The 22,043-nt window shown below is 65.4% G+C and carries 19 protein-coding genes; 15 read left to right on the top strand and 4 right to left on the bottom strand.

Features of this window, described 5'->3' with window-relative positions; translation table 11 throughout:
* Window positions 1–44: 44 nt before the first annotated feature.
* A complete protein-coding gene (locus tag ACVIYL_RS05845) occupies window positions 45–2,279 on the top strand; it encodes a CHASE2 domain-containing protein (RefSeq protein WP_456777972.1) in 2,235 nt (744 codons plus the stop codon).
* 162 nt (window positions 2,280–2,441) lie between these two features.
* Here the strand turns inward: ACVIYL_RS05845 and ACVIYL_RS05840 are convergent, their stop codons facing one another.
* Window positions 2,442–4,049: an ABC transporter substrate-binding protein gene (locus ACVIYL_RS05840; protein WP_456777971.1), complete on the bottom strand. Its 1,608-nt coding sequence runs from the start codon at window positions 4,047–4,049 to the stop codon at window positions 2,442–2,444.
* Between the two features lie 209 nt (window positions 4,050–4,258).
* Here ACVIYL_RS05840 and ACVIYL_RS05835 point away from each other — a divergent pair, with 209 nt between their 5' ends.
* From ACVIYL_RS05835 to ACVIYL_RS05805, 7 genes are all read left to right on the top strand, one after another.
* A complete protein-coding gene (locus ACVIYL_RS05835; protein WP_410469766.1) occupies window positions 4,259–5,911 on the top strand; it encodes an ABC transporter substrate-binding protein in 1,653 nt (550 codons plus the stop codon).
* Window positions 5,912–6,109: 198 nt separating this feature from the next.
* Window positions 6,110–7,063: an ABC transporter permease gene (locus tag ACVIYL_RS05830; protein ID WP_310880821.1), complete on the top strand. Its 954-nt coding sequence runs from the start codon at window positions 6,110–6,112 to the stop codon at window positions 7,061–7,063.
* Window positions 7,064–7,066: 3 nt separating this feature from the next.
* Entirely contained in the window at window positions 7,067–7,954 is an 888-nt protein-coding gene (locus ACVIYL_RS05825) for an ABC transporter permease (protein WP_092089726.1), read from the top strand.
* Between the two features lie 3 nt (window positions 7,955–7,957).
* A complete protein-coding gene (locus tag ACVIYL_RS05820; protein WP_310880822.1) occupies window positions 7,958–9,031 on the top strand; it encodes an ABC transporter ATP-binding protein in 1,074 nt (357 codons plus the stop codon).
* Window positions 9,028–9,237, top strand: a complete 210-nt coding sequence (locus ACVIYL_RS05815; RefSeq protein ID WP_076832604.1) for a hypothetical protein — start codon at window positions 9,028–9,030, stop codon at window positions 9,235–9,237. Before ACVIYL_RS05820 ends, ACVIYL_RS05815 begins: the two co-directional genes overlap by 4 nt.
* Window positions 9,234–10,646, top strand: coding sequence for an amidase (locus ACVIYL_RS05810; RefSeq protein ID WP_456777970.1), 1,413 nt, complete (start codon window positions 9,234–9,236; stop codon window positions 10,644–10,646). The genes ACVIYL_RS05815 and ACVIYL_RS05810 overlap by 4 nt, the downstream gene beginning before the upstream one ends.
* Window positions 10,643–11,620, top strand: a complete 978-nt coding sequence (locus tag ACVIYL_RS05805) for an ABC transporter ATP-binding protein (RefSeq protein WP_456777969.1) — start codon at window positions 10,643–10,645, stop codon at window positions 11,618–11,620. The genes ACVIYL_RS05810 and ACVIYL_RS05805 overlap by 4 nt, the downstream gene beginning before the upstream one ends.
* On the opposite strand, the gene ACVIYL_RS05800 is transcribed toward ACVIYL_RS05805, so the two are convergent.
* Entirely contained in the window at window positions 11,617–12,570 is a 954-nt protein-coding gene (locus ACVIYL_RS05800) for a LysR substrate-binding domain-containing protein (protein WP_456777968.1), read from the bottom strand. The two genes, ACVIYL_RS05805 and ACVIYL_RS05800, sit on opposite strands and share 4 nt — an antisense overlap.
* Before the next feature lie 65 nt (window positions 12,571–12,635).
* Between ACVIYL_RS05800 and ACVIYL_RS05795 the strand changes: the two genes are divergently transcribed.
* From ACVIYL_RS05795 to ACVIYL_RS05785, 3 genes are all read left to right on the top strand, one after another.
* Window positions 12,636–13,430, top strand: a complete 795-nt coding sequence (locus ACVIYL_RS05795) for an acyl-CoA thioesterase domain-containing protein (RefSeq protein ID WP_456777967.1) — start codon at window positions 12,636–12,638, stop codon at window positions 13,428–13,430.
* A 150-nt stretch (window positions 13,431–13,580) separates the two neighbouring features.
* Window positions 13,581–15,332 carry a type I secretion system permease/ATPase gene (locus ACVIYL_RS05790; protein ID WP_456777966.1) on the top strand — a complete coding sequence of 584 codons (1,752 nt, stop codon included), beginning with the start codon at window positions 13,581–13,583 and terminating at the stop codon, window positions 15,330–15,332.
* A complete protein-coding gene (locus ACVIYL_RS05785; RefSeq protein WP_057020081.1) occupies window positions 15,329–16,639 on the top strand; it encodes an HlyD family type I secretion periplasmic adaptor subunit in 1,311 nt (436 codons plus the stop codon). Before ACVIYL_RS05790 ends, ACVIYL_RS05785 begins: the two co-directional genes overlap by 4 nt.
* Window positions 16,640–16,953: 314 nt before the next feature.
* Here the strand turns inward: ACVIYL_RS05785 and ACVIYL_RS05780 are convergent, their stop codons facing one another.
* A complete protein-coding gene (locus tag ACVIYL_RS05780; RefSeq protein ID WP_456777965.1) occupies window positions 16,954–17,436 on the bottom strand; it encodes a CinA family protein in 483 nt (160 codons plus the stop codon).
* A 173-nt stretch (window positions 17,437–17,609) separates the two neighbouring features.
* Between ACVIYL_RS05780 and ACVIYL_RS05775 the strand changes: the two genes are divergently transcribed.
* The 4 genes from ACVIYL_RS05775 to ACVIYL_RS05760 all read left to right on the top strand — a co-directional run bounded on the left by ACVIYL_RS05775 (window position 17,610) and on the right by ACVIYL_RS05760 (window position 20,886).
* Window positions 17,610–18,686: an amidohydrolase family protein gene (locus ACVIYL_RS05775; RefSeq protein WP_168858649.1), complete on the top strand. Its 1,077-nt coding sequence runs from the start codon at window positions 17,610–17,612 to the stop codon at window positions 18,684–18,686.
* Complete coding sequence (locus ACVIYL_RS05770) at window positions 18,683–19,792, top strand: amidohydrolase family protein (protein ID WP_253625130.1); 1,110 nt, start codon at window positions 18,683–18,685, stop codon at window positions 19,790–19,792. The genes ACVIYL_RS05775 and ACVIYL_RS05770 overlap by 4 nt, the downstream gene beginning before the upstream one ends.
* A 53-nt stretch (window positions 19,793–19,845) precedes the next feature.
* A complete protein-coding gene (locus ACVIYL_RS05765) occupies window positions 19,846–20,259 on the top strand; it encodes a Rieske (2Fe-2S) protein (protein ID WP_016846808.1) in 414 nt (137 codons plus the stop codon).
* Window positions 20,260–20,373: 114 nt separating this feature from the next.
* Window positions 20,374–20,886 carry a class I SAM-dependent methyltransferase gene (locus tag ACVIYL_RS05760; protein WP_456777964.1) on the top strand — a complete coding sequence of 171 codons (513 nt, stop codon included), beginning with the start codon at window positions 20,374–20,376 and terminating at the stop codon, window positions 20,884–20,886.
* A gap of 39 nt (window positions 20,887–20,925) precedes the next feature.
* On the opposite strand, the gene tcuB is transcribed toward ACVIYL_RS05760, so the two are convergent.
* Window positions 20,926–22,029: a tricarballylate utilization 4Fe-4S protein TcuB gene (gene tcuB, locus ACVIYL_RS05755; protein ID WP_456777963.1), complete on the bottom strand. Its 1,104-nt coding sequence runs from the start codon at window positions 22,027–22,029 to the stop codon at window positions 20,926–20,928.
* Between the last annotated feature and the right edge of the window lie 14 nt (window positions 22,030–22,043).

The raw sequence follows: 22,043 nt of genomic DNA, 5'->3' as shown, positions 1-22,043 counted from the left end.
CTTGCTCGATTGGAACAATTCTGCGCGCGTGATATCCAGATGGCATGAAACGGCTGAAGGCGATACGTAGGTGGTTCGCACGGCGCTTCGGCTACGCGCGGCTGGTCTGCGTGGCGCTGTTGATCGGCATTGCTGCGCTGCGGATCGTGGATCCGGCTCCGGTTCAGGAGCTTCGCGTCAGGACGTTTGACACATTCCAGGCGCTGCAACCGCGCCAGAAGACCGCGCGGCCCGTCACCATCGTCGACATCGACGAAAAGAGCCTCGCCGATCCCCGGCTCGGACAGTGGCCGTGGCCACGGACCCGGCTCGCCGACATCGTCACCAATCTCACCCGGCTCGGCGCCGTGGTGATCGCGTTCGACGCGGTGTTCTCCGAGCCGGATCGTCTCAACCCCGATATCGCCGCCGATACGTTCAGCAGCCTCGATGAGGAGATGCGCGCCAGGCTGCGGCAACTGCCGAGCAACGACAGCATCATGGCCGAGGCCATCAAGAACTCGCGCGTGGTGCTCGGCGAATCCGGCGGGCCCAACGTGCGCGCCGACCTCAACGAAAAGCTTCCGGTCACCGGACTTGCGATGCTCGGTGAGGAGCCGCAGCCTTTCATGTACATGTTCCCGGGGCTGCTGCGCAACGTGCCGGTGCTCGAGGAGGCGGCTGCCGGGCGCGGCCTGTTCACGATCAGGCCGGAGCGCGACGGCATCGTCAGGCGCGTGCCGATGATCATGGTGGCGCAGGGCATCACCATGCCGTCGCTGAGCTTCGAGATGCTGCGGGTGGCGAGCGGCTCCGGCACGATCCTGATCAAGGCCGACAAGGCCGGTATCAAGAGCCTGGGTCTCAAGGGCTTTGCGATCCCGACCGATCTCCACGGCCAACTCTGGATCCACTACGCCCGCCGCGATCCCTCGATCTATGTCTCGGCGGTCGATGTGCTGGACGGGCGCGTCTCACCGGACCGAATTGCCGGCAAGCTGATCGTGATCGGCACCTCAGCAACCGGGCTGAACGACATCAAGACGACGCCGGTGACGCCGGCGATGCCCGGTGTCGAGGTCCATGCCCAGGTGCTGGAGAGCGCGTTGACCGGCGATGTCGTTTCGCAGCCGAATTACGGCATCGGCATCGAGTTCTTCGCCGCACTGATCATGGGGCTCCTGGTGATCGCCTTCGCGCCGAAGTTCGGTCCGATCACGCTGGTCGCCGTCGGCGGAATGTTTGCCTCGGTGCTGATCGGCACGTCCTGGTACTTCTATTCCCAGCACCGGCTGCTGATCGACTTCACCTATCCGCTGATGTCGACCACGGCGATCTATCTCACGCTGATCTTCTCCGCCTTCGTGCGCGAGCAGCAGCAGCGTCGACAGATCAGGTCGCAATTCGTGCAGTACATGTCGCCCGCGCTGGTCGAGCAGCTGGCGCAGTCGCCGGAGCGGCTGGTGCTCGGCGGCGAGGAACGCGAGATGACCATCATGTTCTCGGACATGCGCGGTTTCACCTCGATCTCGGAAACCTACAAGAGCAATCCGCAGGGCCTTACGGCGCTGATGAACCGCTTCCTTACTCCGCTTTCCAACGCAATCCTCGCCCGCAAGGGCACCATCGACAAATATATGGGCGACGCCATCATGGCGTTCTGGAACGCGCCGCTCGATGACAAGCAGCACCAGCTCAACGCCTGCGATGCGGCGCTCGACATGCTGGAGCGCGTCGACGACCTCAACCGGGAGCGCGAGCAGGAAGCGAAGGACGGCGGCCACGTCTATGTGCCGCTCAACATCGGTGTCGGTCTCAACACCGGCTCCTGCGTGGTCGGCAATATGGGCTCCGATGTGCGCTTCGACTATTCGGTGTTCGGCGACAGCGTCAATCTGGCCTCGCGGCTCGAGGGACAGTCCAAGGAGTACGGCTTCCCGATCATCGTGGGATCGAAGACCGCGCTCGCGGTGAAGGAGAAGTTTGCGATCCTCGAGCTCGACTTCATCATGGTCAAGGGCAAGAAGGAGCCCGAGGTGATCTATGCGATTGCCGGCCGCGAGGATGTCGCGAGCTCCGGCCGCTTCCAGCGGCTGCGCAACCTGACCATCGAGATGCTCGCCTGCTACCGCAGCCGCGATTGGGACGGCGCGCTCGCCGCGATCGAACGCGGCCGCAAGACCGACGACGCGCAGACGCTGCAATATCTCTACCGCCTCTACGAGGCGCGCATCCACGCCTTCCAGAAGGAGCCGCCGCCCGACGACTGGAACGGCGCATTCGCGTTGACGACGAAATAGCCGACGCAAGCCCGCTGTCGTCCCGGTGAAGGCTGGGACCCATAACCACGAATGGTCGTTGACGGAAGATCGTCTCGCCGCGTGCCCATTGCGGCGGCCGCGGCGTATGGGTCCCGGCTCCCGTGCGCAGTTGCGCGCTAGGCCGGGACGACGATGGAATGTCTATTCCAGCCCGATCTGGGTCAGATCCTGGAACCAGTGCTGCGCCTGCACGAAGGTCTTCACCTTCGGCGACAGCGCGTGCGGATTGGTGTCGTGCACCACCCACACCAGCGCGGCATCGTCGACGATCAGCGCGTGTGCCTGCGCCAGCAGCGCATCCTGTTTGGCGGAATCGAAGGTCTGCTTGGCCTCGTCGATCAACGCATCGACCTTCGGGTTCTTGTAGCCGCCCCAGTTGACGCCGACCGGCGCCGCTTGGCCGGAGTGGAAGAACCGAACGATGGCGTAGAGCGGATCCGACGTGACATAGGCGATGTTGTTAGCGGTGATGCCGGCATTCATCTCGTCCGCCGCGCCCTTGCGCCAGTGCGTATATAATGTCTCGAGCTCGACCACCTTGAAGTCGATGTCGATGCCGATCTCCTTGAAGCTCTGCTGCAGGAACTCGTTCATCGGCAGCGACAGCATCTGCCCGGTGCCGCCCTGGGCGATGATGAAAGTCGTCTTCAGCGGCTTGTCCTTCGAATAGCCGGCTTCCTCCACCAGCTTCCTGGCGGCCGCGAGATCGTATTTCAGTTCGAACGTCGGCTCACCGAACCACGGGCTCGACGGATCGACCTGGCCCTTGGCGGGCTTGGCGAGGCCGTTCATCAGGCCAACCACCGCGTCGCGGTCGATCGCGAGGTTGAGCGCCTTGCGCAGGCGGATGTCGGTCCATGGCGAGCCCGGCAGCACGCTCAAGTGATAGTTCCAGACATGCGGTGTCACGTTGTCGACGATCCTCATGCCGGCGGCCTTGAGCTGCGGCACGGCGTCGGGCGCCGGCGTTTCGATCAGGTCGACCTGGCCGGCCAGCAGCGCGTTGGTGCGGGTCAGCGCCTCCGGCATCGGAATCAGGATCATCTTGTCGACCTTCGCAAGCCGCTTCTTGTCCCAATAGTCCGGGTTCTTCGTCAGTTCGGCGAGCTCGCGCGGCACCAGCTTGGTCAACTTGAACGGACCGGTGCCGGAGGGCTGACTGGCGAACTTGTCCCAGTCCTTGCCGAGCTTTTCATATTGCGCGGGGCTCGAGACCAGGAACCAGAGCATCTGATAGGGGAAGAAGGAGTCGACCGTCTTGGTGGTGATCTCGATGGTGAAATCGTCGACCTTGGCGTAGCTCGCAACCGAAGGCAGGCGGGTCTTGACCTGCGCGCTCTGCCGCTTGTCGAACTGCGGTGCCTTGTCGTTCAGCACCTTGTCGAGATTCCAGATCACCGCGTCGGCATTGAAGTCGCTGCCGTCGTGGAATTTGACGCCCTTGCGCAGCGTGAAGCGCCATTTGGTCTTGTCGTTGTCGTCGACCTTCCATTCGGTCGCAAGCCCGGGCACCAGCTTGCCCGGCCGGTCGGCAACATCCATCTCCCAGGCAACCAGCGGATCGTAGATCGTGTAGGCGGTGAACTGATAGGCGCCGGCGCCGCGATCGGGCTGGCCGGTGGTCAGCGGAATGTCGGCCATCGAAATGCCGTAGCGCACAATGGACTCGGCTTGCGCCGACATGGCCGGCCAGCCCGCGGTCAAGGCAAGCGCCATTGCCGCCATCAGGATCGAATTGCGCGCACGCATATGAAGGCTCCGTTGGAAAGACGTTGGAGCCAAATCCTGCAAGCATGATGCCAGAATAGGCATCTTCGCTCCGTTCGGGCCCGAGGTGGGAAGAAATGACGCGCCCGGCGGTTATTTGCTGATGAACTATTCCCCTTGGCACAGGCATTGCATACGCTTGCCCAAGAAATAATCACCAAAACGTCACCAGACTCGAAGGGGCTGCTCAGATGCGTAACAGGAAAACCAATGCGACGGCGATCATGCTGGCGCTTGCGATAGCCACAGGCGTGCCGGCGATCGCCAGCGCCGAGACTGTGCTGCGCATTGGCATGACCGCTGCCGATATTCCGCGCACGCTCGGTCAGCCCGACCAGGGCTTTGAGGGCAATCGCTTCACTGGGCTTACGATGTATGACGCGCTGACGATGTGGGACCTGTCGTCGTCGGACAAGGCGAGCGCGATGATCCCCGGCCTTGCGACCGAGTGGAAGGTCGACGATGCCGACAAGACCAAGTGGATTTTCAAGCTGCGCTCCGGCGTCACCTTTCATGACGGCTCGCCGTTCAATGCCGACGCCGTGGTCTGGAACGTCGACAAGGTCTTGAAGCAGGACGCGCCGCAATACGATGCGAGCCAGGTCGGCGTCACCGCCTCGCGCATGCCGACGCTGGTCTCGGCGCGCAAGATCGACGACATGACGGTGGAGCTGACCACCAAGGAGCCGGACAGCTTCCTGCCGATCAACCTCACCAATTTGTTCATGGCGAGCCCGGCCAAGTGGCAGAAATTCTACGACAAGGCCGAAGGCGCCGACGCCAAGGCGAAGTCGCAGGCCGCGTGGGCCGCGTTCGCCAAGGACGCGGCGGGCACCGGCCCCTGGAAGATGTCGAGCTTCACCCCGCGCGAACGGCTCGAGCTGGTGAAGAACGAGAACTACTGGGACAAGGCACGGGTGCCGAAGGCTGACAAGATGGTGCTGTTGCCGATGCCGGAGGCCAATGCCAGGACGGCGGCGCTGCTGTCGGGGCAGGTCAACTGGATCGAGGCGCCGGCGCCGGACGCGCTGCCCGAGATCAAGCAGCGTGGCTTCAACCTCTATTCCAACGAGGAGCCGCATGTCTGGCCGTGGCAGTTCTCGCGCGTCGAGGGCTCGCCTTGGAACGACATCCGCGTCCGCAAGGCGGCCAATCTCTGCATCGATCGCGAAGGGCTGCGTGACGGCCTGCTTGCCGGCCTGATGGTGCCGGCCACCGGCACGTTCGAGCCCGGCCATCCCTGGCGCGGCAACCCGACCTTCCAGATCAAGTACGACAAGCCGGCCGCGCAGAAGCTGATGCAGGAGGCGGGCTTCGGTCCGAACAAGAAGCTGACGGTCAAGATCCAGACCTCGGCATCGGGCTCGGGCCAGATGCTGCCGCTGCCGATGAACGAGTATCTGCAACAGGCGTTGGCCGAGTGCTACTTCGATGTGCAGCTCGACGTCATCGAGTGGAATACGCTGTTCACCAATTGGCGGCGCGGCACCAAGGATCCGACCGCCAACGGCTCGAACGCCATCAACGTCACCTATGCGGCGATGGATCCGTTCTTCGCGCTGGTGCGCTTCCTGCAGTCGGGCATGGCGCCGCCGGTATCGAACAATTGGGGCTTCAACAACAACCCGAAGTTCGACGAGCTGGTGAAGAAGGCCCGCCAGACCTTCGAGCCGGCGGCGCGCGACGCCGCGCTGGCCGAGCTGCATGCGGCCTCGGTCGACGACGCGGCCTTCCTCTATGTCGCCCACGACGTCGCACCGCGCGCGATGAGCCCGAAGATCAAGGGCTTTGTGCAGCCGAAGAGCTGGTTCGTCGACTTCTCGCCGGTCACGGTCGCGCCGTGAGGCGCTAGTCGCGCAATAGGTGCACCCTCTCCCCTTGTGGGAGAGGGTGGCTTCGCGAGAGCGAAGCCGGGTGAGGGGTTGTCTCCGCGGACACGCCTCCCTGAGATGAAATGATTGTATCCGCGGATAGAAACCCTCATCCGGCGCGCTCGGCGCGCCACCTTCTTCCACAAGGGGAGAAGGAAGAAAGAACGCAACGTGTTCGCCTATACGTCCAGACGGATCGTCTACGTCATTCCGATCGTGCTCAGCGTGGCGCTGGTGTGCTTCCTCTTGGTGCACATCACGCCCGGCGACCCCCTGGTCGCGGTGCTGCCCGCCGATGCCTCGCAGGAGCTCGCCGCCCAATTGCGCACGGCCTACGGCTTCGATCGCCCGTTGCCGGTGCAATTCGGCCTGTGGCTGTGGCGCGCGATCCATGGCGATCTCGGCAATTCGATCGCAACCGGGCGGCCCGTCCTGACCGAGGTGATGCGCGCCGTCGGCAACACCGTGATGCTGGCGATCGCGGCCGCGATGATCGGCTTTACGCTCGGCCTGCTGTTCGGCCTGATCGCCGGCTATTTCCGCGACACCTGGGTCGACAAGGTCGCGACCTCGGTGGCAATAGCCGGCGTGTCGCTGCCGCATTATTGGCTCGGCATGGTGCTGGTCATCATCTTCTCGGTGCAGCTCAACTGGCTGCCCGCCGTCGGCGCAGGTCCCGGCGGCTCCGGCGCCTGGGCGTGGGACTGGGAGCATCTGCGTTATCTGGTTCTGCCGGCGATCACCACCTCGGTGATCCCGATGGGCATCGTCACCCGCACGGTGCGCGCGCTGACCGGCGACATCCTGAGCCAGGATTTCGTCGAGGCGCTGCGCGCAAAAGGCCTGCGCGAGACGGATGTGTTCCGCCACGTCATCAAGAATGCGGCGCCGACCGCGCTCGCGGTGATGGGCCTGCAGCTTGGCTACATGCTGGGCGGCTCGATCCTGATCGAGACCGTGTTCTCCTGGCCGGGTTCGGGCCTGCTGTTGAACTCGGCGATCTTCCAGCGCGATCTGCCGCTGCTGCAGGGCACGATCCTGGTGCTGGCGCTGTTCTTCGTGCTGCTTAACCTCCTGGTCGACATCGCGCAGGCCGCGATCGATCCGCGCATCAAGCGGAGCTAGAGCATGAGCGCGATGAGCGATACTGCGTTGCAGGCTGCCCCGACCACCAAGGCGCGCGGCTATTGGGCGACGGTTGCCCGCCGTATCAGGCGCGACAAGGTCAGCATGGCCTGCGCCATCATCCTGGTGCTGATCTTTGCCTCCGCGCTGCTGGCGCCGTGGCTGCATCTTGCGGATCCCTATCAGGGCTCGATGATCCGCCGCCTGCGCCATATCGGCACGCCGGGCTATCCGCTCGGTACCGACGAGCTCGGTCGCGACATGCTGGCGCGGCTGATCTATGGCGGACGGCTGTCGCTGGTCATCGGCATCCTGCCGGTGATCTTCGCGTTCGTGATCGGCACCTCGCTCGGCCTCGTCGCCGGCTATGTCGGCGGCAAGCTCAACACCGCGATCATGCGCACCGTCGACGTGTTCTACGCCTTTCCTTCGGTGCTGCTGGCGATTGCGATCTCGGGCGCGCTCGGCGCCGGCATCACCAATTCGATCGTGTCGCTGACCATTGTGTTCGTGCCGCAGATCACCCGCGTCGCCGAAAGCGTCACCACCGGCGTCCGCAACATGGATTTCGTCGAGGCGGCGCGCGCGTCCGGCGCCGGGCCCTTCACCATCATGCGCGTCCACATGCTCGGCAATGTGCTCGGCCCGATCTTCGTCTACGCCACCGGCCTGATCTCGGTGTCGATGATCCTCGCGGCCGGTCTGTCGTTCCTCGGGCTCGGCACCAAGCCGCCGGAGCCGGAATGGGGCTTGATGCTGAACACGCTGCGTACTGCGATCTACGTCAATCCGTGGGTCGCGGCGCTGCCGGGCGCGATGATCTTCGCGGTCTCGATCTGCTTCAATCTGCTCAGCGACGGCATGCGCAGCGCCATGGACATCAGGAATTAGAGCATGAGCGACGCCAATCTCTCCGTCGATATGCTGGAGCCGGTCGCCGACATCGGCGGCGCCGCGCAGCCGCTGCTGCAGGTCAAGGGACTGACCAAGCACTTCCCGGTGCGCGGCGGCCTGTTCAGCCCGCGCAAGACCGTGCGCGCCGTCGACGACGTCACCTTCGCGGTCATGAAGGGCGAGACCGTCGGCATCGTCGGCGAATCCGGCTGCGGCAAGTCGACTACGGCGCGGCTGTTGATGCACCTGATGGCACGCGATGCCGGCGATATCATCTATGACGGCCGGCAGGTCGGTCCGTCGCTCTCGCTGCGCGATTTGCGGCGCGGCGTGCAGATGGTGTTCCAGGACAGCTACGCCTCGCTCAATCCGCGCCTCACCATCGAGGAATCGATCGCCTTCGGGCCAAAGGTCCACGGCATGGCCGACGACACGGCGCGGACGCTGGCGCGCGAATTGCTCGGCAAGGTCGGCCTGCGGCCGGAGATTTTCGCCAACCGCTATCCGCACGAAGTGTCCGGCGGCCAGCGGCAGCGCGTCAATATCGCGCGTGCGCTCGCGCTGTCGCCGCGGCTCGTGATCCTCGATGAAGCGGTTTCCGCGCTGGATAAATCGGTCGAGGCGCAGGTGCTCAATCTGCTCGCTGACCTGAAGCGGGAATTCGGCCTGACCTATCTGTTCATCAGCCACGATCTCAACGTCGTCCGCTACATCTCCGACCGCGTGCTGGTGATGTATCTCGGCGAGGTCGTCGAACTCGGCCCGGTCGATGCGGTCTGGGACGCGCCGGCGCATCCCTATACCCGCGCGCTGCTGGCGGCGATGCCGTCATCCGATCCCGACAAGCGCACCGAGGTGCCGCCGATCTCGGGCGATCCGCCCAATCCGATCGATCCGCCGCCGGGCTGCCGGTTTCACACCCGTTGCCCGTTTGCGGAGCCGCTCTGCGCAAACGACACGCCAAAACTCAGCGATCTCGATACAATGAGCCATCAAGCGGCGTGCTACATGGCCATTCCTGGCTCGGGGCACAGCCGCGCGCCGACAAAAGCAAAAGGAGAAAACGCGGCATGACCAGACCTACTCCCAAGGATGTCAAGGTGATCGCGCACGTCGCCGACGTGCCCGCCGACGACGAAGTCGCCACCCGGATCGCCAATTCGATCGGGCCGGCATTCGACGGCTTCGCACCGATCTCCGGTACGCTGCCCTTCGATCTCGAACCCGCGAGCTTCCTGCTGGCGCAGATCGCGCAGAAGATCGAGAAGGTGTCGAAATGAGTTCTGATCCGGCCCTGATGACGCTGACCGCGGTCGCCAAGGCGATCGCCGACAAGAAAGTTTCCTCGCATGAGGTGACGCGCGCCGTGCTGCATCGCGTTGCGGAATGGCAGCCGCGCCTCAACGCCTATATGGCGATCGAATCCGAGCAGGCGCTGGCCGCCGCCACCGAGGCCGATGCCGCGCTCGCCAAGGGCAATAGTCGCGGTGTGCTGCATGGCGTGCCGCTGGCGCACAAGGACATGTACTACGACGCCGGCAAGGTCGTGACCTGCGGCTCGCTGATACGCCGCGACTTCGTGCCGAAGACGACTGCGACCGCCCTGCAGCGGCTGAAGGATGCCGGACAGGTCCGGCTCGGCTCGTTGCAGATGGTCGAGTTCGCCTATGGGCCGACCGGCCACAACGTGCATTACGGCGCGGTGCGCAATCCCTGGAACACCGAGCACATCACCGGCGGCTCCTCGTCGGGCTCGGGTTCGGCGGTTGCAGCGCGGCTCACCTTCGCGGCGCTCGGCTCCGACACCGGTGGCTCGGTGCGCATGCCGGCGCATTTCTCCGGCGTCACCGGCCTGAAGACGACGGTCGGCCGCATCAGCCGCGCCGGTGCGATGCCGCTGTCGCAGTCGCTCGATACCGTCGGTCCGCTGGCGCAGACCGCGGAGGACTGCGCGCTGCTGCTCGGCCTGATGGCCGGCGCCGACCCCGAGGATCTGACGGCGTCGACGCAGCCGGTCCCGGACTATATGGCCGCGACCAAACAGTCGCTGAAGGGCCTGAAGATCGGCGTGCCGACGGCGTTCTATGTCGACGACCTCGACCCTGAGGTGGCGCGTATCCTCGACGAGACCGTCGCCACCTTGAAGAAAGAGGGCGCCGAGATCGTCAAGGTCGAGCTGCCCGATCAGCGCCAGCTCTCTTCGGCATCGCAGCTGGTGCTCGCGGTCGAGGCTGCCGCCTTCCACAAGCGCTGGATGATCGAGCGGCCGCAGGATTACGGCGCGCAGGTCCTGATGCGGCTGCAGAACGGCCTGACCACTCCGGCGGTCACCTATCTCGAGGCGATGCGCTGGCGTGGTCCCGCGCTCGCCGCGCACAACGCGGCGGTCAACGGGGTCGATGCGGTGATCGCGCCGTCGTCGCCGGTGCCGGCGCCCACGATTGCCGAGAGTGATGTCGGCAATGGTCCGGGCGCCGACGCGGTGCTGCAGCGGCTGACGCGCTTCACCCGCCCGGTCAACTATCTCGGCCTGCCGTCGCTCTCGATTCCCTCCGGCTTCACGAAGACGGGTCTGCCGGTCGGCATGCAGCTGATCGGCCGCTCCTTCGAGGAAGCGGTTCTGCTTCGGATCGGCGCCGCGTTCCAGCGCGCCACCGATTTTCACGCCAGGGTGCCCAAGCTCGCATGACCAACCTCGTCGAGATCAACAACCTCAACATCCGCTTCACCGGCGATCGCACGGTCCATGCCGTGAACGATCTCAGCCTGTCGCTCGGCGAGGGCGAGGTGTTGGGGCTGCTCGGCGAGTCCGGCTCGGGCAAGAGCGTGACGCTGCGCGCGTTGATGCGGCTGTTGCCGAAGAAACGCACGCAGATCTCCGGCAGCGTCAAGGTGCTGGGCCAGGAGGTGCTGGCGATGGACGACGAGGCGCTGTCCGCATTCCGCGGCCAGACCGTCTCGATGATCTTCCAGGAGCCGGCGCTGGCGCTCGATCCGGTCTACACCATCGGCCGCCAGATCGCGGAGACGGTGATGCGCCACGAGGGCAAGAGCGAGCGCGAGGCCACGGCCCGCGCGCTCGAAATGCTCGAGGTGGTGCGGATCCCCTCCGCGAAGCGGCGGCTGGACTCCTATCCGCACGAAATGTCGGGCGGCATGCGCCAGCGTGCGATGATCGCGCTGGCGCTGGCCTGCAAGCCGAAGATCCTGCTCGCGGACGAGCCGACCACGGCGCTCGATGCCACCGTCCAGATCCAGATCCTGCTGCTGCTGCGCGAGCTACAGCGCGAGTTCGGCATGTCGGTCATCTTCGTCACCCACGACATTGGTGTCGCGATCGAGATCTGCGATCGGGTCGCGGTGATGTATGCCGGCCAGATCGTGGAGCAGGGCGCCTTGCGCGACATCGTGCGCTCGCCGGTGCATCCCTATGCCAAGGGCCTGCTGGCCTCGACCATTCACGGCGCGATGCGCGGCCAGCGGCTGGAAACCATTCCGGGCACCCCGCCCTCGCTCGATCATGCGCCGGCCAGTTGCTCCTTTGCACCGCGCTGCAAGTTCGCTGAGCCGCGCTGCAGCGAGAGCCTGCCACCGAGTGTGCAGGTCGCTCCCGGCCGCCTGGCACGGTGCATCCTGGCCGAGCCGGCGTCCGCCACGGCCTAGCTCGCGCGCGCCACGGCGTCCGTGATCCAGCGCCGCACCGCAGCGATGCGGCGGTCCCGCGCCTGCTCGGTGCGGGAGACCAGGTAAATCGTCTCACTGTGCGCCGCCTCGAACGCAAACGGCGCCACCAGCCGCTTGCCGAAGCCCGGCCGCGCCTTGATCAGCGGCGCGATCGCAATCGCGACGCCGAGCCCGTGTTCGGCGGCCTCCAGCATCGCCGGCACGCTGTCGAGCCACAGATGTCCGCGCGGAGCGAGATTCGGCAGCCCGGCCTCCCTCAGCCAGGCCGGCCACGCCCGCGGCTGCGTCGTGACATGGATCAGTACCTCGCGCGACAGGTCCGCTGGGGTCCGAAGACCTGCCTTGACCAGCGCCGGCGTGCAGACCGGCATTCCTTTGACCTGCACCAGCGGCTCGACCTTCAGTCCGGCGGCGTGTTCCCGCCCGTAGCGGATCGCGACATCGACGCGCGACCCGTTGAAGTCGGCATATTGGTGGGTGGCCTCGATCCGTAGCGTCAGTTGCGGATGGCGCAGCTTGAACTCCGGAAGCGCCGGCAGCAGCACGGCGCTGGTGAAGAACGGCAATGAGCTGATCCAGAGCTCGCTGCCGGCCTCACCGCGTCGCCGCAGCATGTCACGGCTCGCCTCCTGCAGTGTCGCCAACGCGGCCGACACTTTTGCAAGGTAGCGCTCGCCGTCGTCGGTCAACCGCACCTGGCGCGCGCCGCGGACGAACAGCTTGGTGCCGAACTGCTCTTCCAGTCCGCGGATCTGGTGGCTGATTGCCGACGGGCTCAGCGACAGGTCTCGCGCGGCGCGCCGGAAGCTGAGCTGGGTGGCCGCACGCTCGAAGGCGAGCAGCGCCGGCAGCGGCGGGATCACCCGCGGATCCGGGGCATCCAATGGGTGAATGCCGCTCACCTGAAGTGATGAATGGCCTTTTGTCATGGCCACTATTCTTGGATCAGATTGGCCGAACGCTCAATCCTGCTCATCTCAGGGGATCATTCGCCTTGGCCATCTTCGAACCGCTCGCCACGCCCCATCACTGGAAGCCCGCGGCGCTGGCGGCCGGGCCGTTCACAGGCCTTCAGGGCGGGGCGGTCGCAAGCCTGCTGACCGGCGAGGTCGAGGCCATGGCCGGCGCGCGCAACTGGGGCACCGCGATCTCGGCGGCGGCCTGGTTCCTGCGGCCGACGCCAATGGCGGAACTGCGCACGCACGTTACCGTGGTGACCGAAGGCGGCCGGGTCAGCGTCGTCGACAACACGCTCTGGCCGGCCGGCGAGGAGCAACCCTGCGCGACGGTACGCGTGACGCTGTCGCGCGAGCGTGCCGTCGAGGTCCCGGGATTTTACGGGAGCGCAGCCGATCAGGTGGATCCCACGGTGTTTCCGTTGCGCAGCCCACACGCGGTCCATGGCCGCAGCTGGTTCATGGATGCGATGGAAGCCCGTGCCGGCGGCGATACCGCCTGGTTTCGCTTGCATCACGCCGTCATAGCGGGCGCCGGTCCGCTGGCGCGGGTGCTCGGCCCGGCTGACTGGACCCACGGCATCGCGCGGCCCGTCCAGAACGTGGTGGCCGACCCCAATCCGAACCTCGCGGTGCAGCTGTTCCGGTCACCGCGAGGCGCCTGGATCGGCGTTCGCGCCGAGGCCCGCTGGCGACCAGAAGTCGGGCTCGGCGTCGGCAGCGGGGTGTTGCTCGATGTGGATGGCGAGATCGGCCGGGTCTCGATGTCGGTCATTCTCGTGCCGCTTCCGGGAAGCGCGCCCGCGCGAGGCCAGGGTTCCGCCGCCGGTTAACCCTAATTTATTCCGTCAACTGTCGGTGCGATCACAAAATGAGGCCGCGAACCATGCTTTGGTTCACGCGACTTAAAATGGACGGTGGTCGCAAACGTCTATACAACGTGGTGATCACGTAACTCTTTTGTTTTGCAGAGATCAGTTTTTATGGCAGCCGCGCCCGCTGTCCGGCGTTCCGAACTGGCTGAGGCGCTGCGCGCTTGCCGCAGCGCCTTTATCGGCGTCGGCCTCATCAGTTGCATGATCAACCTGCTCTACCTGACAGGTTCGATGTTCATGCTGCAAGTCTACGACCGGGTGCTGCCGAGCCGCAGCGTTCCGACCCTGGTCGGCCTCGTGGTCATCGCCGCGGTCCTCTACATGGCTCAGGGCGTGCTCGACCTGCTGCGCGGACGGATCCTCGGCCGCGTCGGCACCTCGCTCGACGAAGCGCTCAATGCGCGGGTGTTCGACACCGTCGTGCGGCTGCCGCTGATGGCCGGCAATCGCAGCGAGGGCCTGCAGCCGCTGCGCGACCTCGACAACGTGCGCTCCTTCCTCGGCAGCATGGGTCCCGGCGCGTTCTTCGATCTGCCCTGGCTGCCGTTCTACATGGTGATCTGCTTTGCCTTCCATTGGCTGCTTGGCGTTACGGCGCTGATCGGCGCGATCATCCTGGTGACGTTGACACTGATCACGGAATACTTGTCGCGCACGCCGGCCAAGGAAGCGATGACGCTCGCGGCGCGGCGCAACGATCTTGCCGCCTCCAGCCGCCGCAACGCCGAGGTGCTGGTGGCGATGGGCATGGCCGGCCGCATGAACAAGCGCTGGAACGAGGCCAACGAGGAGTATCTGTCCGGCAACCAGCGTGCGAGCGACGTCACCGGCGGGCTCGGTGCGGTCGCCAAGGTGCTGCGCATGATGCTGCAGTCCGCCGTGCTCGCGGTCGGCGCCTATCTCGTGATCCATCAGGAGGCCACCGGCGGCATCATCATCGCCGGCTCGATCCTGAGCGCGCGGGCACTGGCGCCGGTCGATCTCGCGATCGCGCATTGGAAGGGCTTCGTCGCCGCGCGGCAGAGCTGGCAGCGGCTCAACCGCCTGCTGCAGCAAATTCCGGCGCGGCCCGAGCAGACGCTGTTGCAGGCGCCGGAGAAGAAGCTTTCGGTCGAGGCCGTGACCATGGTCGCGCCGGGCGACCAGCGCGCCATCGTGCAGGACATCACCTTCGCCGTCGAAGCCGGCAGCGGCGTCGGCGTGATCGGCCCGAGCGGCTCCGGCAAGTCGTCGCTGATCCGGGCGCTGGTCGGCGTCTGGATGCCGGCGCGCGGCAAGGTACGGCTCGACGGCGCCGCGCTCGACCAATGGTCGTCCGACCAACTGGGGCGCCACGTCGGCTATTTGCCGCAGGACGTCGAACTGTTCGCCGGCACGGTCGCGCAGAACATCTGCCGGTTCGATCCCGACGCCAAGTCCGACGGCATCATCGCGGCGGCCAAGGAGGCCGGCGTGCACGAGATGATCATCAAGATGCGCGAGGGCTACGACACCCAGGTCGGCGAACAGGGCACCGCGCTCTCCGCCGGCCAGGCGCAGCGCGTGGCGCTGGCGCGGGCGCTGTACGGCAATCCGTTCCTGATCGTGCTGGATGAGCCGAACTCCAATCTCGACAGCGAAGGCGACGAGGCGCTGACCCGCGCGGTGCGCGGCGCCCGCGAGCGCGGCGCGGTCGTCATTGTGGTTGCGCACCGGCCGATCGGCATCGAGGGCGTCGACCATCTGCTGGTGCTGAAGGACGGCCGCATGCAGACCTTCGGGCCGAAGGAGGCCGTGCTTGCGCAGGTGCTGCAGCGTGCCGCGCCGCCGGTGCCGACGCCGATCAAGATCGTCGCGGATGCGGGAGCCGCCAAGTCATGACCGATCAACCGCGCAACGCACATCGCTCGATCCGCAAGCATCTGATCGTCGGCCTCGCCGTGGTTCTGGTTCTCGGCGGGGGCGTCGGCGGCTGGGCCGCAACGGTGCCGATCTCAGGTGCGCTGATCGCGCCGGGCTCGGTGGTGGTCGAATCCAACGTCAAGAAGGTGCAGCATCCGACCGGCGGCGTGGTCGGCGAGGTGCGGGTGCGCGACGGCGACGTGGTCAAGGCGGGCGACATCGTCGTGCGCCTCGACGAGACCGTCGTGAAGGCCAGCCTTGCGATCGTGGTCAAGACGCTGAACGGTCTTTATGCGCGCGCGGCCCGGCTCGAGGCCGAGCAGCAGGGCCGCGACAAGATCGCCTTCCCGCCGCAGCTGCTCGAGCAGGCCAAGGAGCCGGACGTTCGCGACATCATGGCGAGCGAAACCAAGCTGTTCGAGGTCCGCGTCAACGGCCGCACCGGCCAGAAGGCGCAGCTGCGCGAGCGCGTCACCCAGCTCAACGAGGAGATCTCCGGCCTGCAGGCGCAGGAGAGCGCCAAGGACAAGGAGATCGCGCTGGTGCAGCAGGAGCTGGTCGGCGTCCGCCAGCTCTATGAGCAGCATCTGGTGCAGCTGACCCGCCTGACCACGCTCGAGCGCGACGCGGCGCGGCTCTCCGGCGAGCGCGCGCAGTACATCGCCTCGCGCGCGCAGGCCAAGGGCAAGATCACCGAGACCGAGCTGCAGATCATCCAGGTCGACAAGGACATGCTGGCGGAGGTCTCGAAGGACCTGCGCGAGACCAACGACAAGATCGGCGAGTTCGTCGAGCGCAAGGTCACCGCCGAGGATCAGCTTCGCCGCATCGACATCCGCGCGCCGCAGGACGGCGTCGTGCTGCAATCGACCGTGCACACCGTCGGCGGCGTCATTACCGCGGGCGATGCCATCATGATGATCGTGCCGAAGGCCGACGATCTGTCGGTCGAGGCCAAGGTCAATCCGCAGGACATCGACAAGCTGCAGGTCGGACAGAAGACAGTGCTGCGGCTCTCCGCCTTCAACCAGCGCACCACGCCGGAGCTGAACGGCGTCGTCACCCGCGTCTCCGCCGACGTCACCACCGACCAGCGCACCGGGCAGAGCTATTACACCATCCGCGTCTCGATGCCGCCGGAAGAAGTGGCGCGCCTCGGCAGCGAGGTGAAGATCATCCCGGGCATGCCGGTGGAAGCCTTCGTCCAGACCGGCGACCGCACCATGCTGTCCTATCTGATGAAGCCGATGAGCGACCAGTTCATGCGCTCGTTCCGCGAGAAGTGAGCCGCGCGCTGCTCTTGTAGCCCGGATGAAGCGCAGCGAAATCCGGGAACAGTCGCTCAGCGGATGAAGTCGTCCCGGATTGCGCTTCGCTTCATCCGGGCTACGCAGTCCTCGTTAGATTGCAGGCTCTTTCCCCAAGTCGTCCCTGCGAAACCAGGGACCCATAACCACATGATCGAGTTGTTGAAGCAGGCTGTGGCTCCAGCGGACCATCGTCAATTGCCATCGGTGATTATGGGTCCCGGGTCGCGCTTCCGCCTCCGCTCTTCGAGCTTCGGTGAGACAAGTCGCTTGCCCGGGACGACAGGGAAAAATTACCGTTCCAGATTCTTCAACAACAGCTCCAGCGCCGCCTTCGCAAATGCCTGCATGTTCGCCTGCCGGTCGCTGCTCGCGGTCTCCAGCGTGATCACCTGCTGGTGGGGGCCTGCGACAGCCATGCAGCTGTGGCCGGCGGCATCGCCGTAGCGGTTGCCGGTCGGGCCGGCGGCACCGGTCTCCGACAATCCCCAGTCGGTCGCGAGGCGCTCGCGGATCTGCCGCGCCAGCAATTGCGCGTAAGGTTCCGACGCCGAGCGGAGCCCACGCATGGCGTCGTCGGGAATGTCCATCAGCGCGCGCCGCGCGTCGCGGGTGTAGATCACGCCGCCGCCGAGGAAATAGGCCGACGCGCCGGGAACCGCGAGCAGCGATGCGGAGATCAGTCCGCCGGTTGAGGATTCCGCGACCGCAATCGTCTGCTTGTTCGCGATCAGTTTTGCGGCGACCTGTTCGGCGATGGATGTGAGCGCGTTCATCGGCCTTCTTTCTCGTTGCTTGCCATGAAAATCCCGTGGGGCGTCCTGCCCTCCTAGCACACCACGCAGCCCTTTGCCGAGTTGCAGGCCGCGGCATGGCCTGATTGAATGCAAGACAAGAACCAGGCGCCGCCCGACAAGCTTGTCGTGAGAGCGTGCGCGGAGGAAACATCATGACGTCGCCAATCGCGGGCGGCGTGGATTGCGATCTGCATCCCGCCGTGCCTCACCTCACCAGCCTGCTGCCGTACATGAACGACTACTGGCGCGACCAGGTGACGACGCGCGGCATGACCGACCTGATCTCGCAATCCTATCCGACCAATTCGCCGATCTCGTCGCGGCCGGACTGGCGTCCAGCGCAAGGCAAGCCGGGCTCGAGCCTTGCGGACATGCAGCGCCAGGCGCTCGACCAGTTCGGCACGGCCTACGGCATCTGCAATCCGCTCTACGGCGTGCAGATGGTGTTCTCCGAGGACATGGCCGATGCGTTCTGCCGCGCGCTGAACGACTGGCTGGTCAAGGAATGGCTCGACAAGGACGATCGCCTGCGCGGCTCGATCGTGATCCCGGTGCAGAGCATCGAAAAGGCGGTCGCCGAGATCGAGCGCTGTGCGCAGGACAAGCGCTTCGTGCAGGTGTTGATGCTGGTGATGGGCGACATGCCGCTTGGCAAGCGGCACTACTGGCCGATCTACGCCGCGGCGGAACGGCTCGGCCTGCCGGTCGGCATCCATGCCGGCAGCGCCTATCACAATCCGCCGACCTCGGTCGGCTGGGGCTCCTATCACATCGAGGATTATGTTGCGCAGGCGCAGGCGTTCCAGACCCAGCTCACCAGCCTGATCGTCGAGGGCGTGTTCGCGCGCCATCCGAACCTGAAAATGGTGATGCTGGAGTCCGGCTTCACCTGGCTGCCGCCATTCCTGTGGCGGCTGCACAAGTTCTGGCGCGGCGTGCGCATGGAGACCCCGTGGGTCGACCGCGCGCCGCTGGAGATTGTGCGCAGCAACATCCGCTTCTCGCTGCAGCCGGTCGATGCGCCGCCGGACGGAGACACGCTGAACCGCCTGTTCGACCATATGCAGTCGGACGAATTGATCCTATTCTCGTCAGATTATCCGCATTGGCAGTTCGACGGTGACGAGGTGCTGCCGCACGGGTTGTCGCAGGATCTGGTACGCAAGATCATGATCGATAATCCGCATGCGACCTATGGCCGGCTCAAGGTGAAGGAGATGACGCCATGAACATCCAGCTCCGCGAGCGTCCCGAAACCGCATCGCCGACCAGCATCAAGACCGCGATCGCCGACTGCGACATCCATCCGGCCCGCGCCACCAAGGATGAATTGTATCCTTATCTCGAAAAGCGCTGGCATGCGCATCTCGAGACCTTCGGCGTCCATGCCTATCAGGGCATGATGGGAGGCCCGCCCTATCCGAAGGCGCAGCCGAATGCGTCGCGCCGCGATGCCTATCCGCCGGAAGGCGGCCCGCAGGGCTCGTCGCTGTCCTTCATGCAGAAGCAGCACCTCGATCCCAACAATGTCGCGCTCGGCGTGCTCAACCCGCTCAACACCGGACAGGGCATCCGCAACCAAGATCTCGCCGGCGCGATCTGTTCGGCAATCAACGACTGGCAGATCGAAAAATGGACCAGCAAGGATTCCCGCCTGAAAGGCTCGGTCGTCGTCGCCAATGAGGATGGCATGTCGGCCGCCGCCGAAATCCGCAAGCGCGCGGGCGACACAAATTTCGTCCAGGTGCTGCTGCTCAGCCGCAATGTCGAGCCGCTCGGCCAGCGCCGTTACTGGCCGATCTATGAGGCGGCACAGGAAGCCGGCCTTCCGATCGGTGTGCACGCCTTCGGCTTCGGCGGCAACCCGATTACCGCGTCGGGGTGGCCGAGCTACTATATCGAGGAGATGGTCGGGCATTCGCAGTGCCAGCAGACCGCTCTGGCGAGCCTCGTGCTCGAGGGCGTGTTCGAGCGCTTCCCGAAACTGAAGATGGTGATGGTCGAGGCCGGCTTCGGTTGGGCGCCGTCGCTGGCCTGGCGGCTCGACAAGGTGTTTTCGCGGCTGCATGCCGAGGTGCCGCATCTGAAGCGCAAGCCGTCGGAATATATCCGCGACCACATCTGGTGGACGACGCAGCCGATGGAGGATCCGGAGAGCCGCGACCATCTGTTCCAGACCATCGAGTGGATCGGCTGGGACAGGCTGCTGTTCGCGACCGATTACCCGCATTGGGATTACGACGAGCCGTCGCGCGTGCTGCCGGCCGGCGTCAGCGATGCCAATCGCCAGGCGTTCTATCTCGACAACGCCAAGCAGCTGTACGGTATCGCATGATCCGAAAAAGTGGGAACCGGTTTTTCGAATCAGATCATGCGTGAGAACGATTGATGGCGCGGCATGTGATAGCCCCGGTGGACGAGCTGCCGCCGGGTTCGCGAAAATTTCTCGAGATCGACGGACGGCCGATCGCGGTCTTCAACGTCAAGGGCGAGTTCTTCGGCCTGCTGAACCGCTGCCCGCATCAGGGCGCGGCGCTGTGTGAGGGGCCGCTGATCGGGCTCGCGTCGTCGTCGGACCCCGGCGAAATCGAATACACCAAGCTCGGCGAGATCCTGCGCTGCCCCTGGCACGGCTGGGAGTTCGACATCCGCACCGGCCAGTCCTATTGCGACCCGCGCCGCTTCCGCGTGCGCGCCTATCCGGTCAGCGTCGAGCCGGGCACCAATGTGGTGAAGGGGCCGTATGTCGCCGAGACCATCAAGGTCGCGGTGGAGAGTGACTACGTGGTGGTGGATTTGTAGCCGCGACCGTCCCGAAATCCTGTTCACCGGAGATGGCAATCGGTGAGCGTCATGCAAAGCATCCTCTTGCGTGCGTTTGGCCGTCCTCGGGGCCTCCTGGGGAGGCTCGGCGGCATGATCATGGCACGCACCAATGCAGATTGCGGCGCGTGGGTCGCAGTTCGCCTAGAGGTAGGACCTGATGACAGCGTGCTCGAAGTCGGGTTTGGTCCGGGCGCCGTCATTCATCGCCTGTCGACATTGGTGCCGGTCGGACGCATCGCGGGCATTGATCCGTCGCAGGAGATGGTCGGGCAAGCTCGCGCCCGGAACGCGGCCGCGATCGAGGATGGTCGTGTCGAGCTTCGGCTTGGCTCCGTGGAACGCATGCCATTCGATGCGAATAGCTTCGACGCGGCGCTGGCGATCAACTCGATGCAGGTCTGGCCGGATGCCGTCGCCGGGCTACGTGAGGTCCGTCGCGTGATGAAGCCGAGCGGCAGGATCGCACTCGGCTTTACGCGCTACTCCGGACAGCCCAAGGAAGGGGTGACGGAAAAGCTGGCAGCGGCCGGCTTCACGCAGGCTCAGCTGGTCGAGACAAATGAGTGGTTCTGTGCCCTGGCGACAAAGCCCGATGCAAGATGAGTTCGTAAGCCGGGCTACGCTGCGCTAACCCACCACCATTCATTCCGCCATCATCTGCCGTTCGCGCGCATAGCGCACCAGCGCGACAAAGCGGTAGATACCGTGCACGAATTTGCCGTAGGGCATGGTGATGAACAGCGCGAACACCACGCCGAGATGCAGCGCCAGCAGCGGGCCCATCGCGGCGGTCTCGCGCCACAGCAGCAAGGCGAGGCCGGTGATGCTGGTCAGGAACAGCATCAGGATGAACGCGGTGTCCATGCCCATGCGCTGCTCGTCGACCAGCACGCGGTCGCGCTTCCATTTCTCGCCGAGCAGGCCGAGCGGGCCGACCACGAGCCCAATGCCGCCGAGCGTGCCGAGCACGACGGGCAGGTCCCACCACGCATAGGGTGCCTCGCGCGCCAGGAGGTAGTGATACAGCGTGCCGACGCAGGTCGCGGCGAAGCACAGCGCGAAGCCATAGAAGGTGAAGTGGTGATACAGCTTGCGGCGGTCGGTCGGCTGGTCGTCCTCGTTGAAGCAGCCGACACCGCCGCCGTCGAGGTAGCGCAGCTCGCCGGCGTCGCGGACCGCCTGCAACAGCGCCTTCGCATCCGTCGTCATGCCGACCGGCTCGCCGATGTCGCGCCAGAAGGCGCGCACGCCCATTACCAGCGCCAGGATCGCGTAGAGCAGGGCTAAGCCGAACAGCAGCGCCATCGCATTGTGCGGCATCAGTTTGTAGAACGCGCCGGGACCGGTGTGGATGCCGGTGAGCACGCCGCGATCATTGACCGCGGCGAAGCCGAAGATGAAGGCGGCGACGCTGAGCGCTGCGATCAGGCTGATGACGAGGCCGTTGCGCGCGAACGCGCCGGCAAAGGCGCGCGGCCAGGCATAGGCGGCATAGGATTCGGCGCGCGCGACCGCGAGCGTCTTCGGTACATTGACGTTGAATTCGTGCGGCGGCGAGAACTGGCAGTCGGTGTAGCAGGCGCCGCAGCCGTGGCAGAGGTTGGCGAGGTAGTTGAGATCGCCGTCGGAGAAAGCGCGGCGCATCTCCATCGCGGGAAACACCGCGCACAGGCCCTCGCAATAGCGGCAGGAATTGCACACCGTCATCAGACGGTCGGCTTCCTGCAAGATCCTCGTCCCGTGCATCGCGTCAGTCCCGC

The sequence above is a fragment of the Bradyrhizobium sp. USDA 3315 genome, from assembly GCF_054056795.1.
Note: the sequence above shows the minus strand (reverse complement) of the source record. Positions and strands in the feature narration are given on the sequence as shown.